An 18,710-nucleotide genomic window follows, 5' to 3' on the forward strand; every position below is an offset into this window, starting at 1 on the left:
ATGTAAACCCCGCCGCAAGCGGCGGGGAAACAGGCCAGGGGTCGGGGTGAAGACAAGGTGGACAGATGAGAAAAAAGCCCAAACAGGCGTTTCGCCATTCTCGGAAAAAAGAGGAAGGACATGATTTTATGGGGTTGCGCGCATGTCTTCATCTCAAAAGGCGAAACGCCTGTTTTAGGAAAAGGCAATGTGCGGCAATCGTCTGACCCGGATCGGGCAACGACGCCCTATGCGCCTTTCTTCTCCGGCTGATGTTTGTAAAAGGGCGACGATGAGGGTGGAACCAAGGTGTTGCCCAGGATCAGGTCGGCCGCCTTTTCGGCAATCATCATCACCGGCGCGTAGATATTCCCGTTGGTCACATAGGGCATCGCCGATGCATCCACCACACGGAGGTTCTCCATGCCGTGGACCTTCATGCTGTCCGGGTCCACCACGGCCATGGGGTCCGTACCCATCTTGCAGGTACACGAGGGGTGCAGGGCGGTTTCACCGTCCGCAGCCACCCAGTCCAGTATCTCCTGGTCGGTTTCAACGGACGGGCCGGGAGACACCTCTCCGCCATTGAAGGGGTCGAATCCCGGCTGGTTCATGATCCTGCGGGCACAGCGGATGGCCTCCACCCACTCGCGGCGGTCCTGGTCGGTGGAAAGATAGTTGAACCGAAGGGCCGGATACTGCCGGGGGTCGGCGGACTTGATCTTCACCGATCCTCTGGCGTCGGAGTACATGGGCCCCACGTGGACCTGGTAGCCGTGACCGCCGGAGGGAGACGATCCGTCGTAGCGGACGGCCACGGGCAGGAAGTGAAACTGGAGATTCGGGTAGGCCACATCGTCGTTGCTGCGAATGAACCCGCCGGCCTCGAAGTGGTTGGTGGCCGCCGCCCCGCTGCGGTGAAAGAGCCACCGGTACCCCACCAGGGGCTTGTTGTACCACTGCATCGCCGGGTACATGGACACCGGCTGTTTGCATGCATACTGCACATAGACCTCCAGATGGTCCTGGAGGTTCTCCCCGACCCCGGGAAGATCGTGCACCGGCCGGACGCCCGCGCGCTCCAGTTCGGCGGCGTTGCCCACCCCGGAAACCTGGAGCAGCTGGGGAGAATTGATGGCGCCGCCGCAGCAGATGACTTCTCCACCGTATACCTTGCGCGCAGCCCCTTTTGCCTTGACATACTCGACACCCACGGCCTTTTTCCCGTCGAAAAGGATTCGATTGGCAAAGGCCCGGCAGACCACGGTCAGGTTGGGGCGGCCTTTGACCGGATGCAGGTAGGCCCGCGCCGCACTCAGGCGGCGGCCGCGGTAGATATTGCGGTCAAAGGCACCGAATCCTTCCTGGCGGTATCCGTTGACATCATCCGTCAAGGGGTACCCGGCCTCCTGAACCGCCTTGAGAAAGGCGCCGAAAAGCGGGTTTTTACAGGGGCCGGTTTCAAGAAGCAGGGGCCCGTTGACGCCATGGTATTCGTCGGCACCGATCAGGCGGGTCTCCGCCCGTTTGAAGTAGGGCAGGTTGTGGGCGTAGTCCCAGTTCTCCATACCGGCATCCCGGCCCCAGCGTTCGTAGTCCATGGCGTTTCCACGGATGTAGATCATCCCGTTGATGCTGCTGGAACCGCCGAGCACCTTGCCGCGCCCATGAAAAACACGCCGGTTATTCATGTGCGGCTCCGGTTCGCTCTCGTAACACCAGTCGTATAATTTATTGCCCAGCGGGACGGTCAGTCCGGCAGGCATGTGGATGAAAATGTCCCATATGTAATCGGGGCGCCCGGCTTCCAGCACCAGTACCCGGTTTTCCGGATTGGTGCTGAGCCGATTGGCCAGCGCACAGCCTGCGGAACCGCCGCCGACGATAATGTAGTCATAGTTTCCGGTTTTCATTTTTACTCCTCATGGGTTGCACGGATGGCTGCATTGAGCCACCCCCTGACACACCGCCGGACAGCCATTCTGAAAGCACGCTGAACGAATGGCGTCCTGTACCAAACGGGAAGGCCTGCCGGGTCGACCGGCTCCTTTTCAGGGACGAAGATTCGGATCCTCTTCCGGAAAGGGCTGCGGGCCGCAGTCAAAACGCCGTTTTTTGTCCAGCCTCAGAGAGACGATCTTTTCCTCGGTCGGGTGGCCGCGCTGGTCCCACCCGCGCTGCTGATAGTACTCCGACAGCATGAATGCCATGTCCGCCTCGCTGATGCGACGCCCCTTGTGGGGGCCGCCGGGAAGCGGCTCCGCGACAATCCGTCTTGGCAGGCGATCCTGACCGGACGTAAGCCCCTCGCGCAGGTTGAAAAGCCGGGTCTGGTTCCAGATGCGCTCCCCCAGGGTGGCAAAAAACCGGGTGTCGACCGATCGGCCGGTGGCGGCGTTGAACAGGCGCACATAGCTTTGCGGCGTGATCCCGAAGGCCCCGAAATCGCATTTTACCAGGGCATCCAGACCGGCGAGGTAATCCTGTTCGCCCTTCAGGATTTCGGCCTTTTGCGTCAGCCCGTAGGTATCCACGGGCTGGCCCCGGTACTCCCGGCCGCCGACCTCATAGGCCACCATGAAGCCGCGCTGGTGGCAGGCACCACGATCGGCGGTCATGTAGGCCAGCCCCATGCCCGGGGTACCGCGCGGCGCCCACCCGGGCACTTCCAGGCCCTTGACGTGAAGCGCGAAATTCCCCGCATCCCCCCCCAGGCGGGCAGCCGCCTGCCTGACCCCCCCGCCGAGCAGGCGGCCCAGATCGTTTTCCTGCGCGGCAATGGCATGGATCAGGTACTCGGCGCCGGCCACGCTGCCAAAGGAGAGCGTCACCCCCTCGGGCGGATCGAGAAGCCCCTTTTCTACCGCTTCAAAGGCAAATCCGATCACGCCGCCCGTGGACATGCTGTCCAATCCGTACGTATCGCACAGTTTTACCAGGTGGGCCACGGCCCGGACATCGTCAATGTCCAGGTTGCTGCCCATCAGGGCGGCGGATTCATATTCCACGATGTCGGTAATGGTATGGGCGTATTTGCCCGTACGTACGGCCCCCATCTGGCTGCATCGAATGGGACAGCCGAAACAGGCGGATTTCCCCAGGAACAGGTGTTTCTTCTGCCCCTCGTCGCCCAACCGGTCCGCCTTGTCGTTGACCTGATCGAAGTAATTGCGGTACGGCATCGTACCGACGGCATTCGACCAGGGGACGGAGTTGCTCGTGCCGCTGTCGGTGAGGGCGTCGCAGGTGTCGCTGGCCCGGATATCGGCATTGGCCGCATCGCAAGCCGCTTGAAACGCCAGTGGGTCATCGACCGTCACCAGGCGGCTGCCCGTGACGGCGATGGCTTTCAGGTTTTTGGACCCCATTACCGCCCCGGCACCACCGCGGCCGGCCTGGCGGTTGTACTCACAGCTGACCAGTGCGAACGGCACCCCGTTCTCTCCGGCCTGGCCGATGGTCACCACCCGGGCCTCGGGTGCATCGAGTTCCTTTTTAACAAGATCGTTGGCCGTCAGGGCATCGGTTCCCCAAATTCCCCGGGCCGGACGAAATTCAACCCGGTCGTCGTCGATCCACAACACCGTGGGCGCTGCTGCCCGTCCCAGGATGATCAGCCCGTCGTAACCGGCATACTTGATCTCCGGCCCGAAACGGCCGCCGAAGAAGGAATCCAGGTAGATGCCGGTCAACGGTGATTTGGTAATCACACAGGCGCGCATGCTGGGTGCCGACGTGGCCGTGAGCGGCCCGGTCATGAACATGATGACATTCTCCGGACCCAGGGGATCCGCGCCGGCAGGCGTCAGGTCATAGAGCAGCTTGGCGCCGAAGCCCTTGCCGCCGACGAAGTCATCTTTCAGCCATTGGGGCAGCGGGACGGTCCAGGCCTTTCGGGAGGACAGGTCCGCCACCAGAAATTGTCCCATGGTACCATCAGCCATCGTTCACCTCCCGCCGGACGGCCAGTTCCAGGGCGCCCGTGGGGCAGGCCGCCACGCAGTGGGGGTCACCGCCGCACAGGTCGCACTTGACCGATTTTTTCAAGTCCACATCCACGCCCACCACGCCGATGGGGCAGTACTGGCTGCACAGGTTGCAGGCCACACAGGTCGACTGATCCACCACCATGGCTCCGGTGTCGGGATCTCGGCGGATCGCCTCGACGGGACAGACATTGGCGCAGTATGGATTGGCGCAGTGATTGCACACCGTTGGGAAGTGATAGAGGTTCTCACGGCCGTGCGTGATCTTGAGCAATGCCCGGTGGGGGTTGAAACCGCCCAGCAAACGCAGGCTGCAGGCCAGCTGGCAGAGGCTGCAGCCGGTACACAGGTCGAAATTGGTTTTGATGAAAAGAGAGTCGGTCATATTCGTTGTCGGTGTCCGAACCGGTCGGAACACGAGCCTTTCAAGACCTTCAGAGTCAGAGGTTCGGGAAACCGGGGGCCGGGGCCACCCGGCCCCCCCGCTGCCGCGCCGGCGCTTATTTTATCCAGCGTGGAACGATGAATTTACTATCCTTGTAGGCCCTGGTTGGCGGATCGGTGTAAATGGCTTTCAGCTCGCCGCCCTGCACCTGGTAGTGCACCACCGGTGCGGCTTCCTGTGCGCGCAGGACATTATCCTTGTCCCACCTGATCAGGCCCTGATGCCCGTTATAGCCGTTTTCCCGGAGATAGGCGTTCACGGCCTTGAAGTCGTAAGCATCGCCCACGGCCGTTACCGCCTTGGCCCATGCCATAACACCGGTGTAGGTTGCCCATGAGCCGGCCGGGATCTGGTGATTGTATAATTTTACGAACTTGTCGATCCAGGCTTGACCGGCGGCATTGGGTGCCACGGGACCGGGCAGGCCGGTGGGCATCTCACCCACGATCCCGTCGGCGGCGTCGCCCAGGTTCTCCACCACTTCGCGCGGGGTGATCCCCCATCCCAGACTCAGGATCGAGCTGGTGGGCTTTTTGATAAACTGGCGGAAAAAAGTGATGTTCTCCTGAGCGCTGGGGATCTCGATGTGGATCAGTGCCGGTTTGATCCTGCGGATACGGGTCAGGATGGCCCCCCACTCGTTGGTGCCGTATGGCACGGTTTCACGCTTGGCGACCTTCCACCCCTTTTTCTTGAAGCTGGATTCCAGGGTATCCCCCACTTCGACGCCCCAGGAGTCATCGGTGTTGATGATGACGGCCTTCTTGTTGGGATACTCGTAAGGCAGGGCCATCAGCACCCGGAACATGCTCTTGGCCTGTTCGATGCCCACATCGGTCAGCTGAAAAATATTCGAATACTGGGCCGGGTTTTCCCTGTAGACATCCACGGCGGCCTGTGAGCCGTCGTCGGCAAAAAAGGGCACGTCGTACTTGCCATAGGCACGGACGTCCTGGCCCCATCCGGCCCATCCGGCATGCACGGAGGTGACCTTCTTCTGGCCGCACAGGTAATCGGCGCCCTGCATGACCACTTCGGGGGCAAATTCCTTGGAATCGTAGCGGATGATCTCGACGGGCTTGCCCAGCAGGCCGCCGGCCTCGTTGATCTCGTCGATGGCCATCTTGATGCCCTTGAAATAGTCATCGCCAGAGCCGGTATAGGCACCGGTCATGGCCAGAGGAACACCCACGGGAATGTTGTCGGCGGCCATGGCCGTCGACCCGGAGAGAACCAAAAAGGCCATTACCATCGATAGTATCGTCACTCGTTTCATGTCGCGCCCTTCCTTTCATTTAATGGTAATGTTGAATACGCCTGCGATACAATGGCATAAAGGTGGTTTTCCAGTTTAAGCATTGTCGTTTTCAGATACGCTGACCGCTGCCTGCCCCAGGACCGAAATGCCTGAGGAAACCATGGCGACGGCTGAAGGGGCCCGGCCGGCCCTGCGTTCAGCCCTGCTTCGCCCCGGCGGACAGGGGTTTGGTCCAGAAGCCCATGACGCCGTTGGGCAGCGCCAGCACTAAAATCACCACCAGGGCCCCCATGGTAACGGCCCGGTAGGCACCCAGCGGCGCCAGCAGTTCGTTGGCGGTGACGGTGATAATTGCCCCTAAGATGGCCCCCGGAAAGTGGCCGATGCCCCCCACCACCAGCATGACCATCAGGGTGCAGAACAGGTCAAGCTCGAGCATACGCGTGGAGATCATGCCGATGTAGTGGCCGTAAAAGGCGCCGACGATACCGGTGAGAAAAGAGGTGACGGCAAAGACCATCAGTTTGTATTTAAAGGCGCTGACCCCCAGGCTCATGGCAAATTCCTGTGAATCTTTGAGTGCCAGGAACGCCGTCCCCCAGTATGATTTGATCACCACCATGATGATCAGCGAGCAGATGACGGTCAGCACCAGGGTCAGGTAGAAGGTGGGTACCAGGTTGGCCGAACTGAAGGTATAATCGAATATGCTGATCGGCGGGATGGTCAGAATGCCGACCGATCCGCCCGAACCGATGGCCTTTCCGATATCGCCCCGCAGCAGGGGCATCAGGGTCATGTGCACGCCGAAGGTCACCAGGGCCACGTATGGTCCGGCCAGTTTGAGGCAGGGCAGGCCGACAAGAACCCCCATGGCTGCCGTAAACAGGCCCGCCAGAAGGATGGCCAACACCGCCGGCACAGCGAAATTGACCGTAATAATGGCGGAAAAATAGGCGCCGATGACGAAAAAAGCCACCTGCCCGAAGGAGAAGATGCCGGCAAAGCCCATGATGACATCCCAGCAGGATGCCACGACGGCCCAGATGAGGCACATGATCAGGATGTGCATGACAAAACGGACGTCACCCACAAACAGGGGCATGAGGGCCATGGCGGCATAGACCGCCCCCATCATGGTCAGCATACGTTTTATACTCATAGAGCGTCAGCCTTTTCCCATCAACCCCTGGGGCCTTACCGCCAGGGTGGTTAGCAGTAAAACGAAGAGAGCGATCATGCCGTAGCTCATACCGAAGGTCCAGCCCACGAAGGCTTCGAGCATGCCGATAATGAAGGCGGCGTATAGGCCGCCGCGAATGGAGCCCATCCCCCCGAAGGCGGTGATCACCCAGGACTTGATCATGATGGCGCCACCGGACATGGGCGAGATGAAGTACTTCTGGCTGAGCAGGATGCCGCCGAAACCCACCATGGCCGTCGAAATGGCAAAGGTGGCCGCAAAAATCCGGTTTTTGGGGATGCCGACGATCCTGGCCCCTTCCGGGTTCTGGGCCACGGCCTGAACGGCCATGCCCGTGCGGGTGTTGTTCAGAATCCAGCCGAAGAGCAGGATGCCGCTGATGGACAGGAAGAAGATCATGATGTCCTGGTAGGAGAAGACCAGGTTCCCCGTCTCCAGGGTGCCTTCCAGGATGGCCGGCAGGGACTTGACGCGGCCGCCGAAGACCACGGCGTACAGGTTGTCCATGAACAGGGCCAGTCCCAGGGTCAGCATCATGACTTTCATTTCCCACTCATCCCGCTTTCTCAGGGGGGCCACCATGGTTTTTTCGAGAGCGTAGCCCACGGCGAACATGAGGGGAACCACCGCCAGGAAGACGGAGAAGTACCCGCCCACCAGTCCGACGAAATTGATCATGATCCAGGCGAAATAGCCGCCCAGGTTGAAAAAGGAGCCGTATGCGAAGTTGAAGGCTTTGGTTACGCCGTATACCAGGGTCAGCCCGACGGCCATTAACGCATATACCGATCCGTTGGTCAGTCCGCTGATGATCACGTCGATGAGTTCGTAGATCAGGAACAGGGTATCTTCGTTCATTGTCATCTTGGTTCCGCTCCGTTTACCGGCAAGGGGACGAAATGCACGCGGCGGGTTCCCGGGATTGCCTGAAAAGGCGATGTATGGCCATGATCATGCTTCTGTGCCAGGGGTGTGGCTGGTTTACATGCCCAGAAAAATCTCTTTGAGGTGGTCGTTGCCCAGGGCGTCATCCTTATTGCCGGAAAAAGTGATGCAGCCTTCCTCTAGGACGTAGATCCGGTCGGCCATCTCGGTGATCTGGGGGATGTTCTGTTCGACCAGCAGTATGGTCATTCCCTGCCGGTTGATTTCCTGAATGATGTTGAACACTTCCAGACGCAGATTCGGCTGCAGCCCCAGGGAAGGCTCGTCGACGCAGAGGAAGTCGGCATTGGCCATCAGGCCCCGGGCGATGGCCAGCATCCTGGCCTCCCCGCCACTCATGGTGGAGGCCAGCTGATGGTGGCGCTCGGCCAGTCGTGGAAACAGGTCGAAGACCCGCTCCAGGTTTTGTTTTTCGCGGGGTCGGGCATTTTTTGAATAGGCGCCCAGCTTCAGGTTTTCAATTACGGTCATATCCGGAAAAAGCTCCCGGTTCTCGGCAATGTAGACCACGCCCTGGTTGACCAGGCTCTCCGCCGGCTGGCCGAGAATTTCCCGGCCATTGCAGGAGATCCTGCCCTCCACGCGTTCGGCCAGTCCACAGATGGCTTTGAGCAGGGTGCTTTTGCCGTGCCCGTTGGGCCCCAGCATCACGGCCACGGAGCCCTTGTCCACTTCGATGGAAACATCCTTGAGCACGTGGAATTGGCCATAATAGGCGTTAAGATCAGCTACCTTCAGCATACGCATCCCCCAGATAACACTCGATCACCCGCGGATCACAGGTCACTGCCACGGGATCTCCGCAACAGATTTCGCCGCCCGTTTCGATAATCAGCAGGGTTTCGGTCAACTCGGTCAACACCTTCATGAAATGCTCGATGATGATGATGGTCACCCCCATGTCCGTATTGATCCGGCGGATGAACGCCATGAGGTCCTTGATCTCGTTGGCGTTGGAGCCGGCCATGGGTTCATCGAGCATGAGGATTTTCGGCCGGGTGGCCAGGGCGGCGCCCATCATCAGTTTTTTCTTGCCCAGCAGGTTCAGCTGCCCGGTGGGCTGGTGCCGGATGGCCTGCATGTCCAGAAAACGGATGATCTCTTCCACGTACGCCGGGTCAAAACGCCCCTGCGCACCGAAGCGGTTGCCCACGCTGATGCTCTTTTCCACCGTCAGGCTGGGAAAGGTCTGGGGGATCTGGAAAGTGCGCGAGATACCCAGTTGGGCAATCCGATGGGGCTGCAGTCCGGAAATGGTCCGCCCATCGAATTCGATCCGTCCGTCGAAAGGGTAGAAACCGGTGATCAGGTTGTAAACCGTGGATTTGCCGGCGCCGTTGGGACCGGCGATGCCGAAAATCTGTCCCTTTTCGACCGTAAAGCTCAAATCATTGACGGCCACCAGTTCGCCAAACTTTTTGGTGACATGGTCGACCTTCAAGATGGGATTCGCACCGTGGCCGGCATCCTTCCCGGATGTCATCATGCGTCAGAGTCCTTTTTATTTTCGCGGATGCAGCGATTGAGCAAAACATAATGGAAGCCGATGAACGAAAGGGCCTCGAGCGGCTCACGAGCGGCAATGGCCGTGGCCGTTTCCCGCCAGTTTTGGATCGTCTTTTCCCGATAATAGGCATCTTCGTACAGGACGTAGTCATAGGAACCGAAACTGATTTGAATGGTCTGCATGATCCAGTCGAAAAGGGGGTTTCGGGTCATCTTCACCAGCAGCAGATTCAGTTCCCGATCCACCTCGGTGATGCGCGCCATGGAGGGCGAGGGGCACAGTCCGGCCGTTTCAAGTTTCTCGACGCCCCTCAAAAGTGCTGCCGCCTGGTCGTCGTCTCCTCTCGATATAGCCAGGATGGTGACCGTTCTGTCTATGGATTCACGAAACTCGATGAGGTCGGCAATGTCGATGTCGCGCTGTTTGATCATCAGCGTCAGGGGCTGACTGGCTTCGTAGGCACCGATTTTCTTGACATAGGTACCGCCCTGCCCTCCCCTGCGCGTTTCGATCAGCCCTTTTTGCTTCAGCTCCCGGAGTGCTTCCCGGACCACACCGCGACCGGTTTTGAAAAGCGTTTGAAGCTCCCGTTCGCTGGGAATTTTTTCCCCGGGCGAAAGCTTTCCGTCCAGAATGGCCGCTTCGATCTGAAGGGCCACATTACCGGTCATCCCGCTGCCGTTTACCGGATTGAACATCGTCCCGCCATTCGTTGTCCGGTTGCGGCCAAAAACGCATTGAAAACACCCACCGTCCGCAACCGTGGCTGCACAGGCGCGATTGATGCCGGTGCATGAAATTATTTTCAGATAAATGAATGAATCGCATTCACAGTTCGGTGGTCGTACCGCTACTGGATATCGAAAGGCTTGTCAACCATTTTTATGATGGTTGCAGCAGCTGCGGAAAAGGAACAAAAAGTATTTTTTTATTAATTATAATAAAGTATTGTATACGAATCTATCCGATTTTGCGTCAGAATCCTGAAACGACATCCGGCCATCTTGGACTGAATTGATGGTACTACCATTAAGGCGTTTTCATATTCATTGAACCATCCAGAAACACCCCGGCAGGCGTCTTCACGTCCATGTCACGCCGCTGACCTGTGTGCACCGGATCGGCACCGACCGGTTTATCTGGCCGGGCCCTCGCTTTTGCCGGCTCCGGCAGGCAGGACGCTGAAAAGTGGCCTCGACCGCTTCAGGTCGAACAGGAAAAAGCGGCAAGGCCTCATGTCCGCCGGCTGCCGACGGTCAACCGATGGTTTTATGCGTTCTACCGCGCTTCATCCCGCAGCACCCGCCGCAGCACCTTGCCGACGCTGGAAACCGGAATCGTATCGCGGAACTCGATGGCCTTGGGCCGTTTGTAGCCAGCCATATTCTCCTTGCAGAAATCGCGGATTTCCGATTCGGTGCAGGTTTCGCCATCTTTGAGCTGGATGAACGCCTTGACCGTTTCTCCGCTTTTGGCATCCGGAACGCCGACCACGGCAGCCAGGGCCGCCTTGGGATGGGTGAAGAGAATATCCTCCACCTCCCGCGGGTAGACATTGAAGCCCCCCACCAGTATCATGTCTTTTTTACGGTCCGTGATCACCACGTACCCGTCCGCATCCACGTGGCCGATATCGCCGGTGAGAAAATAACGGCGGCCGTCGAATTCACGGAACACCTCGGCCGTCTCTTCCGGTTTGTTCCAGTAGCCCTTCATGACCTGGGGCCCGCAAACGGCCACCTCGCCGTCTTCTCCCGGCGCCATTTCGGCCCGGCCGGTGTCGGCGTCCAGGATTTTGATGTTGGTACCGGGCATGGGAAAGCCGATGGATCCGATCTTGCGCCGGTCTCTGAACGTCGGGTTTGCCGTGGCCACCGGAGCGGTTTCGCTCAATCCATACCCCTCGAATATCACGGCACCGGTCTTCTCTTCGAAGCGTCTGCACACTTCCGGGGGCAGGGGCGCTCCGCCCGAGAAGCACCCCATCAGGGAAGTCAGGTCAAACTCATCCAGCAGGGAATGGTTGGTAAAGGCCACGAAGACGGTTGGCACCGCCGGCATCAGGGTGGGCCGGTGCGTTTCCACCAGCTTGAGCACCTCGGTAAAGGGCGGGTCGCCGGCCCGCGGGTCGGGCACGCAGATCAGGCGGCTGCCCGATGCACAGGCGGACAGCATGGCGCAGGTCATGCCGAAGCTGTGGTACCAGGGCAGTACGCCCAGGTAACAGTGATGGCCGCCCCTGCGGATGCCTTCCACCGCTCCGCCGTCTTCGTATACCAGCCGCGCCCAGGCATCCAGCGCCATCAGGTCATACACAAAATTGGCATGGGTCAGGGCCGCCCCCTTGGGCACCCCGGTGGTGCCGCCGGTGTAGATGATCAACGCCAGGTCCCCGGTCGGATCGATGTCCACGGCCGGCGGAGCGGGTTGGGCGCGGGCCACCACGTCGTCAAACATCAGGTGCCCGGGGGCGTGGCGCGCGGCACGGGGGATTTTACCGAGCAACCCGCCCAGAAACCCCTTGAGCCGGGGCAGATAGGATTTGACGCTGCAGACGACCACGGTCTCCACGTCGGTGCCCTGGATGGCTTTTTCGGTGGTGGGGTAGAATTGGGGATGGTCCATGCAGAAAAGGGCCCTGGCCCCGGTATCCGTGAGCTGATAGTTGAGTTCACCGGGCGTATAGAGCGGGTTGCAGGTCACACAGACCGCACCGGCCTTGAGGATGCCGAAGTATATGGCCGGATAGTGGGGCAGGTTGGGCAGGAAAATGGCTACGCGGTCGCCTTTTCGGATTCCCTTGGCATGCAGAAAATGGGCGATTCTGTCGGCCGTATCCTTGACCTGGGCGAAGGTTCGCGGGGCACCGCTGAAGATCGTATAGGTCTGATCCGGATAGTCCCTTGCCGCGTCGTCGAGCAATTGAAACAAGGGCATGTCATAATCATGAATCTCGTGGGGGACACCGTCGGGCCAGTTCTGTGTCGGCCAGGGAGCGAATTCCATTGCATCTACTCCTGTGGGTTGGGGTGGAACGACCGGATCTTCGGCGCTGCCTGGGGCGCCGGAGACGTCATCGGATAAAAGGCCACCGCCTGCAAGGGAGGTCTGAATCCCCGGATTCTTAAACCGGGCCCCCGATGGCGTCAACGAGACGGTAACGCCGATTTATGATTCTTTTCTCGGACTGCAAATGAATAAAAAGGGATGCTTGAAAAGGTAACTTTCGGGGAAGGGTATCCTTTTTCCCGGCCGGGGTCAACACGGGACTGACCCCGGCAAAGATCGTCTCCACCGCTGTAGAATGCTGCGGAGGCTGGGAGCGGATCGGGGGTCGGCGGGTCCGGCCGCCCGGGTCCGAAGAAAACCGGCCTTCGGACGGAAGCGTTTTTCTCCGATGAAAGCCGCTGCGGCACGGCACTGGCGTCAACCGGGCTTTGCGCCGATAATTCGCCAGGCCGGCTTTTGTTCTCTCAGTCCGTCGGGAACCCCCTTCAGGATCGATTGTCTGAGAATTTCCAGCAGCCGGGTCTTGACCTCCGGACCGTGGGTGATCAGGCTCACCTCCCGGGCCGGTACCGGTGATTCCAGGGGCCGCAGCAGTCCCCTGGACGCCGGTGCCAGCGTCATGACCGCCAATTCGGGAAGCAGGGTGACGCCGTGCCCCGACGCCACCATACGAATCAGTCCATCCAGGCTTCCGCCCACAAAGCGCAGCCGTGCAGGGCCTTCTCCACTGAGATCCGCAGATCCCGTGCACAGCCGGGACACCTGTCCGTGCATGCAGTGGCCATTGTGAAGAAGAAGCATCTCATCGGGCATGAAGTCGCCGGTGGACAGGCGCGTCTTTTCCGCCAGACGGTGACCCGGCGACACAAAACCGTAAAAAGGCTCGAAAAACAATGGGGTCTCCCGGATGCCCTTCTGCTCCAGCGGAGTGGCGGCGATGCCCGCATCCAAAGTATCCCTGCGCAACCCCTCAACGATATCCATGGACAGCAGTTCCCGGACAGTCACCCGAATGCGGCTGTGGGACGTGAGCAGATCAGGAATGAACCGGGGCAGCAGGTAGGGCCCCAGGGTGGGAATGATGCCCAGCCGGAGTTCTCCGGACGCCGCTTCCCGTTGCTCCCGGACCACCTCCGTGACGCCTTTGAGTTCCTTCAGGGTCCGGTAGGCCCGATCGATGACCGCCTTGCCGACGGGAGTGGCCTGAACCGGTTTCCTGCCGCGATCGAAAAGGGTTACGTCCAGTTCCGACTCCAGTTTCTGAATCTGCATGCTCAAGGTCGGCTGGGTGACGAAACACCGCTCGGCCGCTTTGGAAAAGCTCCCGTATCGGTCCACAGCGACCAGGTACGCCAGTTGGGTGTGCGTGATCATTCGTATAAATTCTATCTATATATTTATAAATTTAATCGATTTGATTTATGTTATGGGCGTTGCCATTGTTTGTCAACATCGGGACGGCCCCGATGTCGAAGAGCATGTGAGGATATCCCGTCACGGCGGGTAACGGAACGCCGCGGGGCCCCGTATATGAGAAAACCGAATCCGTTTGTCTTGGAGGACTGACCATGAACCACACATTACCCGGACTGCCCTATGCCTACGACGCACTCGAACCCTTCATCGATGCCCGGACCATGGAAATTCACCACACCCGGCACCACCAGACTTACGTGGACAAGCTGAATGCCGCCCTTGAGGGGCATGAGGCGCTCCACGATAAAACCGCTGAAGCCCTTCTAAAAGACCTGGACGCCGTTCCCGAGGGCATTCGCACGGCTGTGAGAAATCATGCCGGCGGACATGCCAACCACGCGTTCTGGTGGCCGATGCTGAAAAAAGAGGTCCCTTTCAGCGGGCCGGTGGCCGAGGCCGTCACCCGGCAATTCGGCAGCTATGAGAAATTCAAGGACGCGTTTTCCAGTACCGCCGCCCTGCTTTTCGGCAGCGGCTGGGTCTGGCTGGCCCTGGACCGGGGGAAACTGGAGATCGTGGCCACGCCCAACCAGGACAGCCCCGTCAGCCGGGGAAAAACACCGGTGATGGGCATTGACGTCTGGGAACATGCCTACTACCTGAAATACCAGAACCGCCGCCCGGCGTATATCGATGCCTTCTTCAAGGTGGTCGACTGGGAACGGGTCAACGATATCTATGTGGCCGCCGCCGGGTGAAGGTGGCCAGGGGCAGGCATGCCCCGGCCAAGACCTGCGGGTCATGGGTGCGGGACAGGCAGGTGGCTCAGGGGGGGCAACGGGCGCCCTTTGACCCGGTTGCGCCCCCCTGCCTTGGCTTCGTAAAGCAGAATATCGGCCTGCCGGAGCAGCGATGCCGGCGTAACCGCGATTCCATCCGCTTGAGGAGAGAAACCGGTTACGCCGAAACCGGCGGTAATGGAGATAGGATGCCCGTCGGTCCGGGTTACGCGGCCCGACACGGTTGTCCGGATCCGCTCAGCCAGCACCATGGCACCCTTCTGACCGGTTTCCGGCAGTACAACCAGAAACGCAGTCGCTGTCCATCGGGCTGCCTCATCCGAAAACGGGGTGTCCCCATTTTTCTTGCTGTCGGTGCATGACCGTTGGCGAATGCCTGCGGACCGAACATACCAGACCCATTATTGAATAACAACATCGGGGCAGCAGTCCGGTCATCGACGGCGTCAAACCGATGTTTATTTCACCGGCCCGGCCGGTCGGACGAGGCCGCTTTGGGCCGATGAGTCGATCAACAGGGTGTTGAAAAACGTCATGAGCGCAGGGCAGACAATGCGAAATTCGGCGAAATAGCGCAGTTTATGAGTGATAAATGAGTATTTTGAGACGAATTTTAACGCCGTATGGACAAGCGCAATCGTTTTTCAACATCCTGTTAAGCCAGGCACCCCCGGCAAACCCGAGCCCCGTCCACCGTTTCCAGCTTGGATGCCATGGTGGGCTCACCGCAGCGGGCACAGGGCGTGGACGGCTCGATGCGCGCCTTGTCCGGCATGCCGGCGGTCACCGCAGAAATGCTGAAAAGATCTTCAGCACGGGTATTGAGAACATCGACGGTCCGCTGCATGCCCAGGGCGTCCAGTTCCGCCCTTTCCGAATCCGTAATGCTGCCGTCGCGCGTTTTTCGGAACAATGTGATCTGGCGGTCGTTGACCCGAAACGCGTCCGGTTTCATGGCCAGGCGCACCCCCCGGCCGGTGCGGCGATTGAAGAAGGTAAAGCCCATTTTCCCGTAATCCCGGTGAATCAGGTTGCCCTTGCCGAACGTGCAGCCGGTCAGCGCCTGAATGGCGTCCACGCAACAGGCATCGGTCTCCACGATGGCCACCAGCTCTTCATCCAGCGCCCGCTTTTCCCGCAGCCAGTCCAACCCGGCGGTGGCCGCCAGGTAACCGATGGCCAGCCCGCCGCACACGTGGCCGTGAAAAGCCTGGCAGCGTTTGAAAGCATCACTGTCCATGATCTGTCGGGCGTCCATATCAGGCCTCCTTTTCCATTTCCCGGTGAATCGTCTCCATCCAGTCCGCCACCTTGAGGTTGTCCACCTGAAGGTAGGACCTGGAATAGGGCTTCACGTCGATAATGGGGCTGCCGTCCACGGCTTCGAGGCCCCTGACCTCCAGGACGTTGCCCTTTCTGGCCACCAGCGGCACCGCCGACACCAGCACCGGGTTGGGCCGGGCCGGACTGCAGGTGGCGAATATGCCCTTCAGGGGAAGGTCCTTGCGTCCCATGGGATGAACTTTTCTCAGGCTGCGCCGGGCCGGGTCGATCAGGTGAGGCCAATAGAGCACCAGCACATGGGAAAAATCCTCGATTCCGTCCAACAGGTCCGCCCATTGGGGGCCGATGACCAGCTGGCAGACGGTGTTTTCCACCCGGCGATGATAGGCCTTGATATTGTCCATGCGATCGGCGAGCGACAGGTCCGCTTCGTCGGCGGACAGCATGGGTTTGTCGATCGCGCTTCTCACCACGCCCACGGGTGTGAGTTGCATCGTCTGCGGATGAACGGGGTCGGGCTGCATAATCACCTCCAGAAATTTGAATATGGAATAACAAACAGATACGCATCCGCCTTGCGGCGGACCGCACATTTTTCCTAATCGTCAGATCTCGAACCCGGCACTGATGAAAAAGGTCTGCCCCATGGCGGGGAAGCCGTATTCCTCCTCGTACCGCTCATCGAAGAGATTGTCCACACCAGCGGTTAAAAATCCCCGGGTCCGTCCTTTCCACAACGGGCAGCGCACGGAAAGCGCCACCACCGCATAGGCGTCCAGATCCATCAGCGTGACACGGCTGCCGACCGGAGCGCCGTCCGGACTTGAAGAGCTGTTGCTGTCGATAAAGGGGACCTGCCGGTCATCCACCCAGCGCACGGCAGCTGTTGCCAGCAGACCATCGTCGCGCCGGTATTGGATGCCCGCATTGAATTTATAGTCGGGCAGTTCGGAAAGCGAATCGCTCAACGCGTTGCTGGCATCGAGCACATCGCCCGTTTTCCGGGTATCCTGCCAGGTGAAATTGAAAAAGGCGGACAGACCGTTCCAGATGCGCCCCTCCATGTCCAGTTCCACCCCGGTGAATTCCACCTGATCGATGTTGTAGACCACCCGACTGGGCGAGTAGCCGAAAATCCAGCGGATGTAGTCATCGACCCGGTAGGTGTACCCGCTCAGCGACACCCTCAGGCCCGGCAGCCCGGTAAAGGTCGCCCCCGCCTCGTATTGAAGGGCGTCCTCATAGGTGAGATCGCTACGGACCACATCGGAATCGGGGTCCACTTCCGGCCGGTAGCCGCCGTAGTACCAGTAAAACGCCGGATTGTCGGGAAAGCGGGTCGCCCGGGCAAAACGGCCGAACAGGGACAGGCCGTCGGCCGGACGGTATACCATTCCCAGCTTGGGCAGAAGCACCTCTTCATCGAATCGGGCCTCGACCGGTTCGTATCCGGCCGGCCGCCCCCCGCTGTAGCCGGAAACCTGATCCACGGTACGGTCCCCGTAGTAGTCTTCGTAGCGGAGTCCGACGTAAAGGTCCAGCCGGTCGGCCAGCGCCCACTGGTCGTCGACGTACGCCCCGTGCCAGCGGGTGCCGTCCCACTCGTCGCCGCCGTCCGTCGGCGGAACGGGGAAGTATCCGGAGCGGACGTAGGTGTTCTCCGTGCCGCCGTATCCCTGGTAGTTCCCGTCGATGCCGGCGCCCAGTCGATGGGCGGCCACCGCTTTTTCGCATCGCGCGACCCACCCCCAGGAGCGGTCGGGGGTGGCGTCCCGTTCCAGGACCACCACACCCTGGTCATATGAGGTGATGGTATCCGTGCGGTCTTCGGTATTGAAATACAGTTTTACCTCGGCATCAACGCCGGCCAGTTGTTTTTGCACCCCCAGGTCCAGTTCGGTGCGTTTTTTGGTATAGGTGCTGTTGTCCCCATGGGTATCCCCGGTGGGAAAACGGATTCCCGGACCGATGAGATAGCTGCCGATACTTTCCGGGTAACGGGGATCCAATCCGGGGGTGCCGGCCTGGTTGGCCACCGGCATGCCGTAATCGCCATCGGTGTATCGGATGCCGGCCGTAATTTCGCCGTCATCGCCCCAGAAACCGGTTATCTCTCCGGAAAGGGCGACCCGCTCCGCCTCGCTGTTCCTGAGGTGGCCGTCGGTTTCCAGGTAGCCGGCCGAGAAGCGCCCCCCAAGTGAGTCGGTCCGCCCCGAGGCAGCGGCGTCCAGCGACCAGGTGTCGTAGCGCTGGTACCCGGCGGCGGCCGTGGCGGCAGGCTCCCGGCTGAGTTTGGCCGGGACCAGGTTGATGATACCGCCCAGGGTGTTTCCGTATTTTGCGCTGAAGGCACCCTTGCCCACATCGACCGATTCCCAATGCTGGAGGGATATGCTGCTCCAGTCCACGAACTGACCGCCCATGACACCGGTGCCGTTGAGCGGCCGTCCATCCAGCATGATCAGTGACCGGCGCTCGTCGAATCCGCGGATCCTGACCTGGCTGCTCTTGGGCGTCAGGACCGACCGCTTCTGCACATCGATACCCGATGTCTTGCCGAGCACATCGGGCAGGGTCGCCGCCACCGCCGCGCCCGTGTCCGCGATGTCGATCCGCTGGATTTGCTGCTCGGGCGAAACGGTGCCCTCGCCCAGGACGGTAATGTCCTCCAGGGTATGCACGTCATCCGAAGCCAAAACCGCACCGCCGTGAACCATGAGGGTGAAGGTTATCATAAAAAAAACGGCTTTCTGCATTCGACCATCTCCTTTCAAGCTGAGTAACAGGTTCCATGTCTCGGTTCATGCCCCGGCGGTATCCCACCTGCCGGGCCGAACCCCGTGACGAAGTCACTATGTGGCTGAAGTCTTCCTGGCT

16 protein-coding genes are annotated in these 18,710 nt (G+C 60.0%); 1 reads left to right on the forward strand and 15 read right to left on the reverse strand.

Annotated elements, in window-relative coordinates:
- Positions 1 to 227 precede the first annotated feature (227 nt).
- From betA to DSCA_RS12275, 11 genes are all read right to left on the reverse strand, one after another.
- Positions 228 to 1,892, reverse strand: a complete 1,665-nt coding sequence (betA, locus tag DSCA_RS12225; RefSeq protein WP_155316700.1) for a choline dehydrogenase — start codon at positions 1,890 to 1,892, stop codon at positions 228 to 230.
- Between the two features lie 138 nt (positions 1,893 to 2,030).
- On the reverse strand, positions 2,031 to 3,923 hold the full coding sequence (locus tag DSCA_RS12230) for an aldehyde ferredoxin oxidoreductase family protein (protein ID WP_155316701.1): 1,893 nt from the start codon (positions 3,921 to 3,923) through the stop codon (positions 2,031 to 2,033).
- Entirely contained in the window at positions 3,916 to 4,350 is a 435-nt protein-coding gene (locus DSCA_RS12235) for a 4Fe-4S dicluster domain-containing protein (protein ID WP_155316702.1), read from the reverse strand. Before DSCA_RS12235 ends, DSCA_RS12230 begins: the two co-directional genes overlap by 8 nt.
- A 115-nt stretch (positions 4,351 to 4,465) precedes the next feature.
- Complete coding sequence (locus tag DSCA_RS12240; RefSeq protein WP_155316703.1) at positions 4,466 to 5,686, reverse strand: ABC transporter substrate-binding protein; 1,221 nt, start codon at positions 5,684 to 5,686, stop codon at positions 4,466 to 4,468.
- A gap of 178 nt (positions 5,687 to 5,864) precedes the next feature.
- Positions 5,865 to 6,830 carry a branched-chain amino acid ABC transporter permease gene (locus DSCA_RS12245; protein ID WP_155316704.1) on the reverse strand — a complete coding sequence of 322 codons (966 nt, stop codon included), beginning with the start codon at positions 6,828 to 6,830 and terminating at the stop codon, positions 5,865 to 5,867.
- Positions 6,831 to 6,836: 6 nt separating this feature from the next.
- The gene (locus tag DSCA_RS12250) at positions 6,837 to 7,736 is read right to left on the reverse strand and encodes a branched-chain amino acid ABC transporter permease (RefSeq protein WP_155316705.1); all 900 of its coding nucleotides are present in this window, start codon (positions 7,734 to 7,736) and stop codon (positions 6,837 to 6,839) included.
- Between the two features lie 117 nt (positions 7,737 to 7,853).
- Positions 7,854 to 8,558 carry an ABC transporter ATP-binding protein gene (locus tag DSCA_RS12255; protein WP_155316706.1) on the reverse strand — a complete coding sequence of 235 codons (705 nt, stop codon included), beginning with the start codon at positions 8,556 to 8,558 and terminating at the stop codon, positions 7,854 to 7,856.
- Entirely contained in the window at positions 8,542 to 9,303 is a 762-nt protein-coding gene (locus DSCA_RS12260) for an ABC transporter ATP-binding protein (RefSeq protein WP_155320397.1), read from the reverse strand. Before DSCA_RS12260 ends, DSCA_RS12255 begins: the two co-directional genes overlap by 17 nt.
- Complete coding sequence (locus tag DSCA_RS12265) at positions 9,300 to 10,022, reverse strand: FadR/GntR family transcriptional regulator (RefSeq protein ID WP_155316707.1); 723 nt, start codon at positions 10,020 to 10,022, stop codon at positions 9,300 to 9,302. Before DSCA_RS12265 ends, DSCA_RS12260 begins: the two co-directional genes overlap by 4 nt.
- Positions 10,023 to 10,602: 580 nt before the next feature.
- Positions 10,603 to 12,330 (reverse strand): long-chain-fatty-acid--CoA ligase, encoded by a 1,728-nt coding sequence (locus DSCA_RS12270; RefSeq protein ID WP_155316708.1) that lies wholly within the window; start codon positions 12,328 to 12,330, stop codon positions 10,603 to 10,605.
- Positions 12,331 to 12,750: 420 nt separating this feature from the next.
- Entirely contained in the window at positions 12,751 to 13,707 is a 957-nt protein-coding gene (locus tag DSCA_RS12275; RefSeq protein ID WP_155316709.1) for a hydrogen peroxide-inducible genes activator, read from the reverse strand.
- Positions 13,708 to 13,901: 194 nt separating this feature from the next.
- Here DSCA_RS12275 and DSCA_RS12280 point away from each other — a divergent pair, with 194 nt between their 5' ends.
- Positions 13,902 to 14,507 (forward strand): superoxide dismutase, encoded by a 606-nt coding sequence (locus tag DSCA_RS12280; protein ID WP_155316710.1) that lies wholly within the window; start codon positions 13,902 to 13,904, stop codon positions 14,505 to 14,507.
- Between the two features lie 41 nt (positions 14,508 to 14,548).
- Here DSCA_RS12280 and DSCA_RS12285 read toward each other — a convergent pair whose 3' ends face one another.
- The 4 genes from DSCA_RS12285 to DSCA_RS12300 all read right to left on the reverse strand — a co-directional run bounded on the left by DSCA_RS12285 (position 14,549) and on the right by DSCA_RS12300 (position 18,589).
- The gene (locus tag DSCA_RS12285) at positions 14,549 to 14,923 is read right to left on the reverse strand and encodes a GGDEF domain-containing protein (protein WP_155316711.1); all 375 of its coding nucleotides are present in this window, start codon (positions 14,921 to 14,923) and stop codon (positions 14,549 to 14,551) included.
- A gap of 281 nt (positions 14,924 to 15,204) precedes the next feature.
- Positions 15,205 to 15,807 carry an FmdE family protein gene (locus DSCA_RS12290; RefSeq protein WP_155316712.1) on the reverse strand — a complete coding sequence of 201 codons (603 nt, stop codon included), beginning with the start codon at positions 15,805 to 15,807 and terminating at the stop codon, positions 15,205 to 15,207.
- A gap of 1 nt (position 15,808) precedes the next feature.
- Positions 15,809 to 16,357 carry a tRNA (N6-threonylcarbamoyladenosine(37)-N6)-methyltransferase TrmO gene (tsaA, locus tag DSCA_RS12295; protein WP_155316713.1) on the reverse strand — a complete coding sequence of 183 codons (549 nt, stop codon included), beginning with the start codon at positions 16,355 to 16,357 and terminating at the stop codon, positions 15,809 to 15,811.
- 81 nt (positions 16,358 to 16,438) lie between these two features.
- Positions 16,439 to 18,589: a TonB-dependent receptor gene (locus tag DSCA_RS12300; protein ID WP_155316714.1), complete on the reverse strand. Its 2,151-nt coding sequence runs from the start codon at positions 18,587 to 18,589 to the stop codon at positions 16,439 to 16,441.
- Positions 18,590 to 18,710: the final 121 nt, after the last annotated feature.

Origin of the sequence: Desulfosarcina alkanivorans, assembly GCF_009688945.1 — a bacterium.
GTDB lineage: Bacteria > Desulfobacterota > Desulfobacteria > Desulfobacterales > Desulfosarcinaceae > Desulfosarcina > Desulfosarcina alkanivorans.

Excerpts from the sequence above, each read along its gene's own strand:
- betA (WP_155316700.1), bottom strand. The coding sequence starts at position 1,892 with ATGAAAACCGGAAACTATGACTACATTATCGTCGGCGGCGGTTCCGCA.
- DSCA_RS12230 (WP_155316701.1), bottom strand. The coding sequence starts at position 3,923 with ATGGCTGATGGTACCATGGGACAATTTCTGGTGGCGGACCTGTCCTCC.
- DSCA_RS12235 (WP_155316702.1), bottom strand. The coding sequence starts at position 4,350 with ATGACCGACTCTCTTTTCATCAAAACCAATTTCGACCTGTGTACCGGC.
- DSCA_RS12240 (WP_155316703.1), bottom strand. The coding sequence starts at position 5,686 with ATGAAACGAGTGACGATACTATCGATGGTAATGGCCTTTTTGGTTCTC.
- DSCA_RS12245 (WP_155316704.1), bottom strand. The coding sequence starts at position 6,830 with ATGAGTATAAAACGTATGCTGACCATGATGGGGGCGGTCTATGCCGCC.
- DSCA_RS12250 (WP_155316705.1), bottom strand. The coding sequence starts at position 7,736 with ATGACAATGAACGAAGATACCCTGTTCCTGATCTACGAACTCATCGAC.
- DSCA_RS12255 (WP_155316706.1), bottom strand. The coding sequence starts at position 8,558 with ATGCTGAAGGTAGCTGATCTTAACGCCTATTATGGCCAATTCCACGTG.
- DSCA_RS12260 (WP_155320397.1), bottom strand. The coding sequence starts at position 9,303 with ATGATGACATCCGGGAAGGATGCCGGCCACGGTGCGAATCCCATCTTG.
- DSCA_RS12265 (WP_155316707.1), bottom strand. The coding sequence starts at position 10,022 with ATGTTCAATCCGGTAAACGGCAGCGGGATGACCGGTAATGTGGCCCTT.
- DSCA_RS12270 (WP_155316708.1), bottom strand. The coding sequence starts at position 12,330 with ATGGAATTCGCTCCCTGGCCGACACAGAACTGGCCCGACGGTGTCCCC.
- DSCA_RS12275 (WP_155316709.1), bottom strand. The coding sequence starts at position 13,707 with ATGATCACGCACACCCAACTGGCGTACCTGGTCGCTGTGGACCGATAC.
- DSCA_RS12280 (WP_155316710.1), top strand. The coding sequence starts at position 13,902 with ATGAACCACACATTACCCGGACTGCCCTATGCCTACGACGCACTCGAA.
- DSCA_RS12290 (WP_155316712.1), bottom strand. The coding sequence starts at position 15,807 with ATGGACGCCCGACAGATCATGGACAGTGATGCTTTCAAACGCTGCCAG.
- tsaA (WP_155316713.1), bottom strand. The coding sequence starts at position 16,357 with ATGCAGCCCGACCCCGTTCATCCGCAGACGATGCAACTCACACCCGTG.
- DSCA_RS12300 (WP_155316714.1), bottom strand. The coding sequence starts at position 18,589 with ATGCAGAAAGCCGTTTTTTTTATGATAACCTTCACCCTCATGGTTCAC.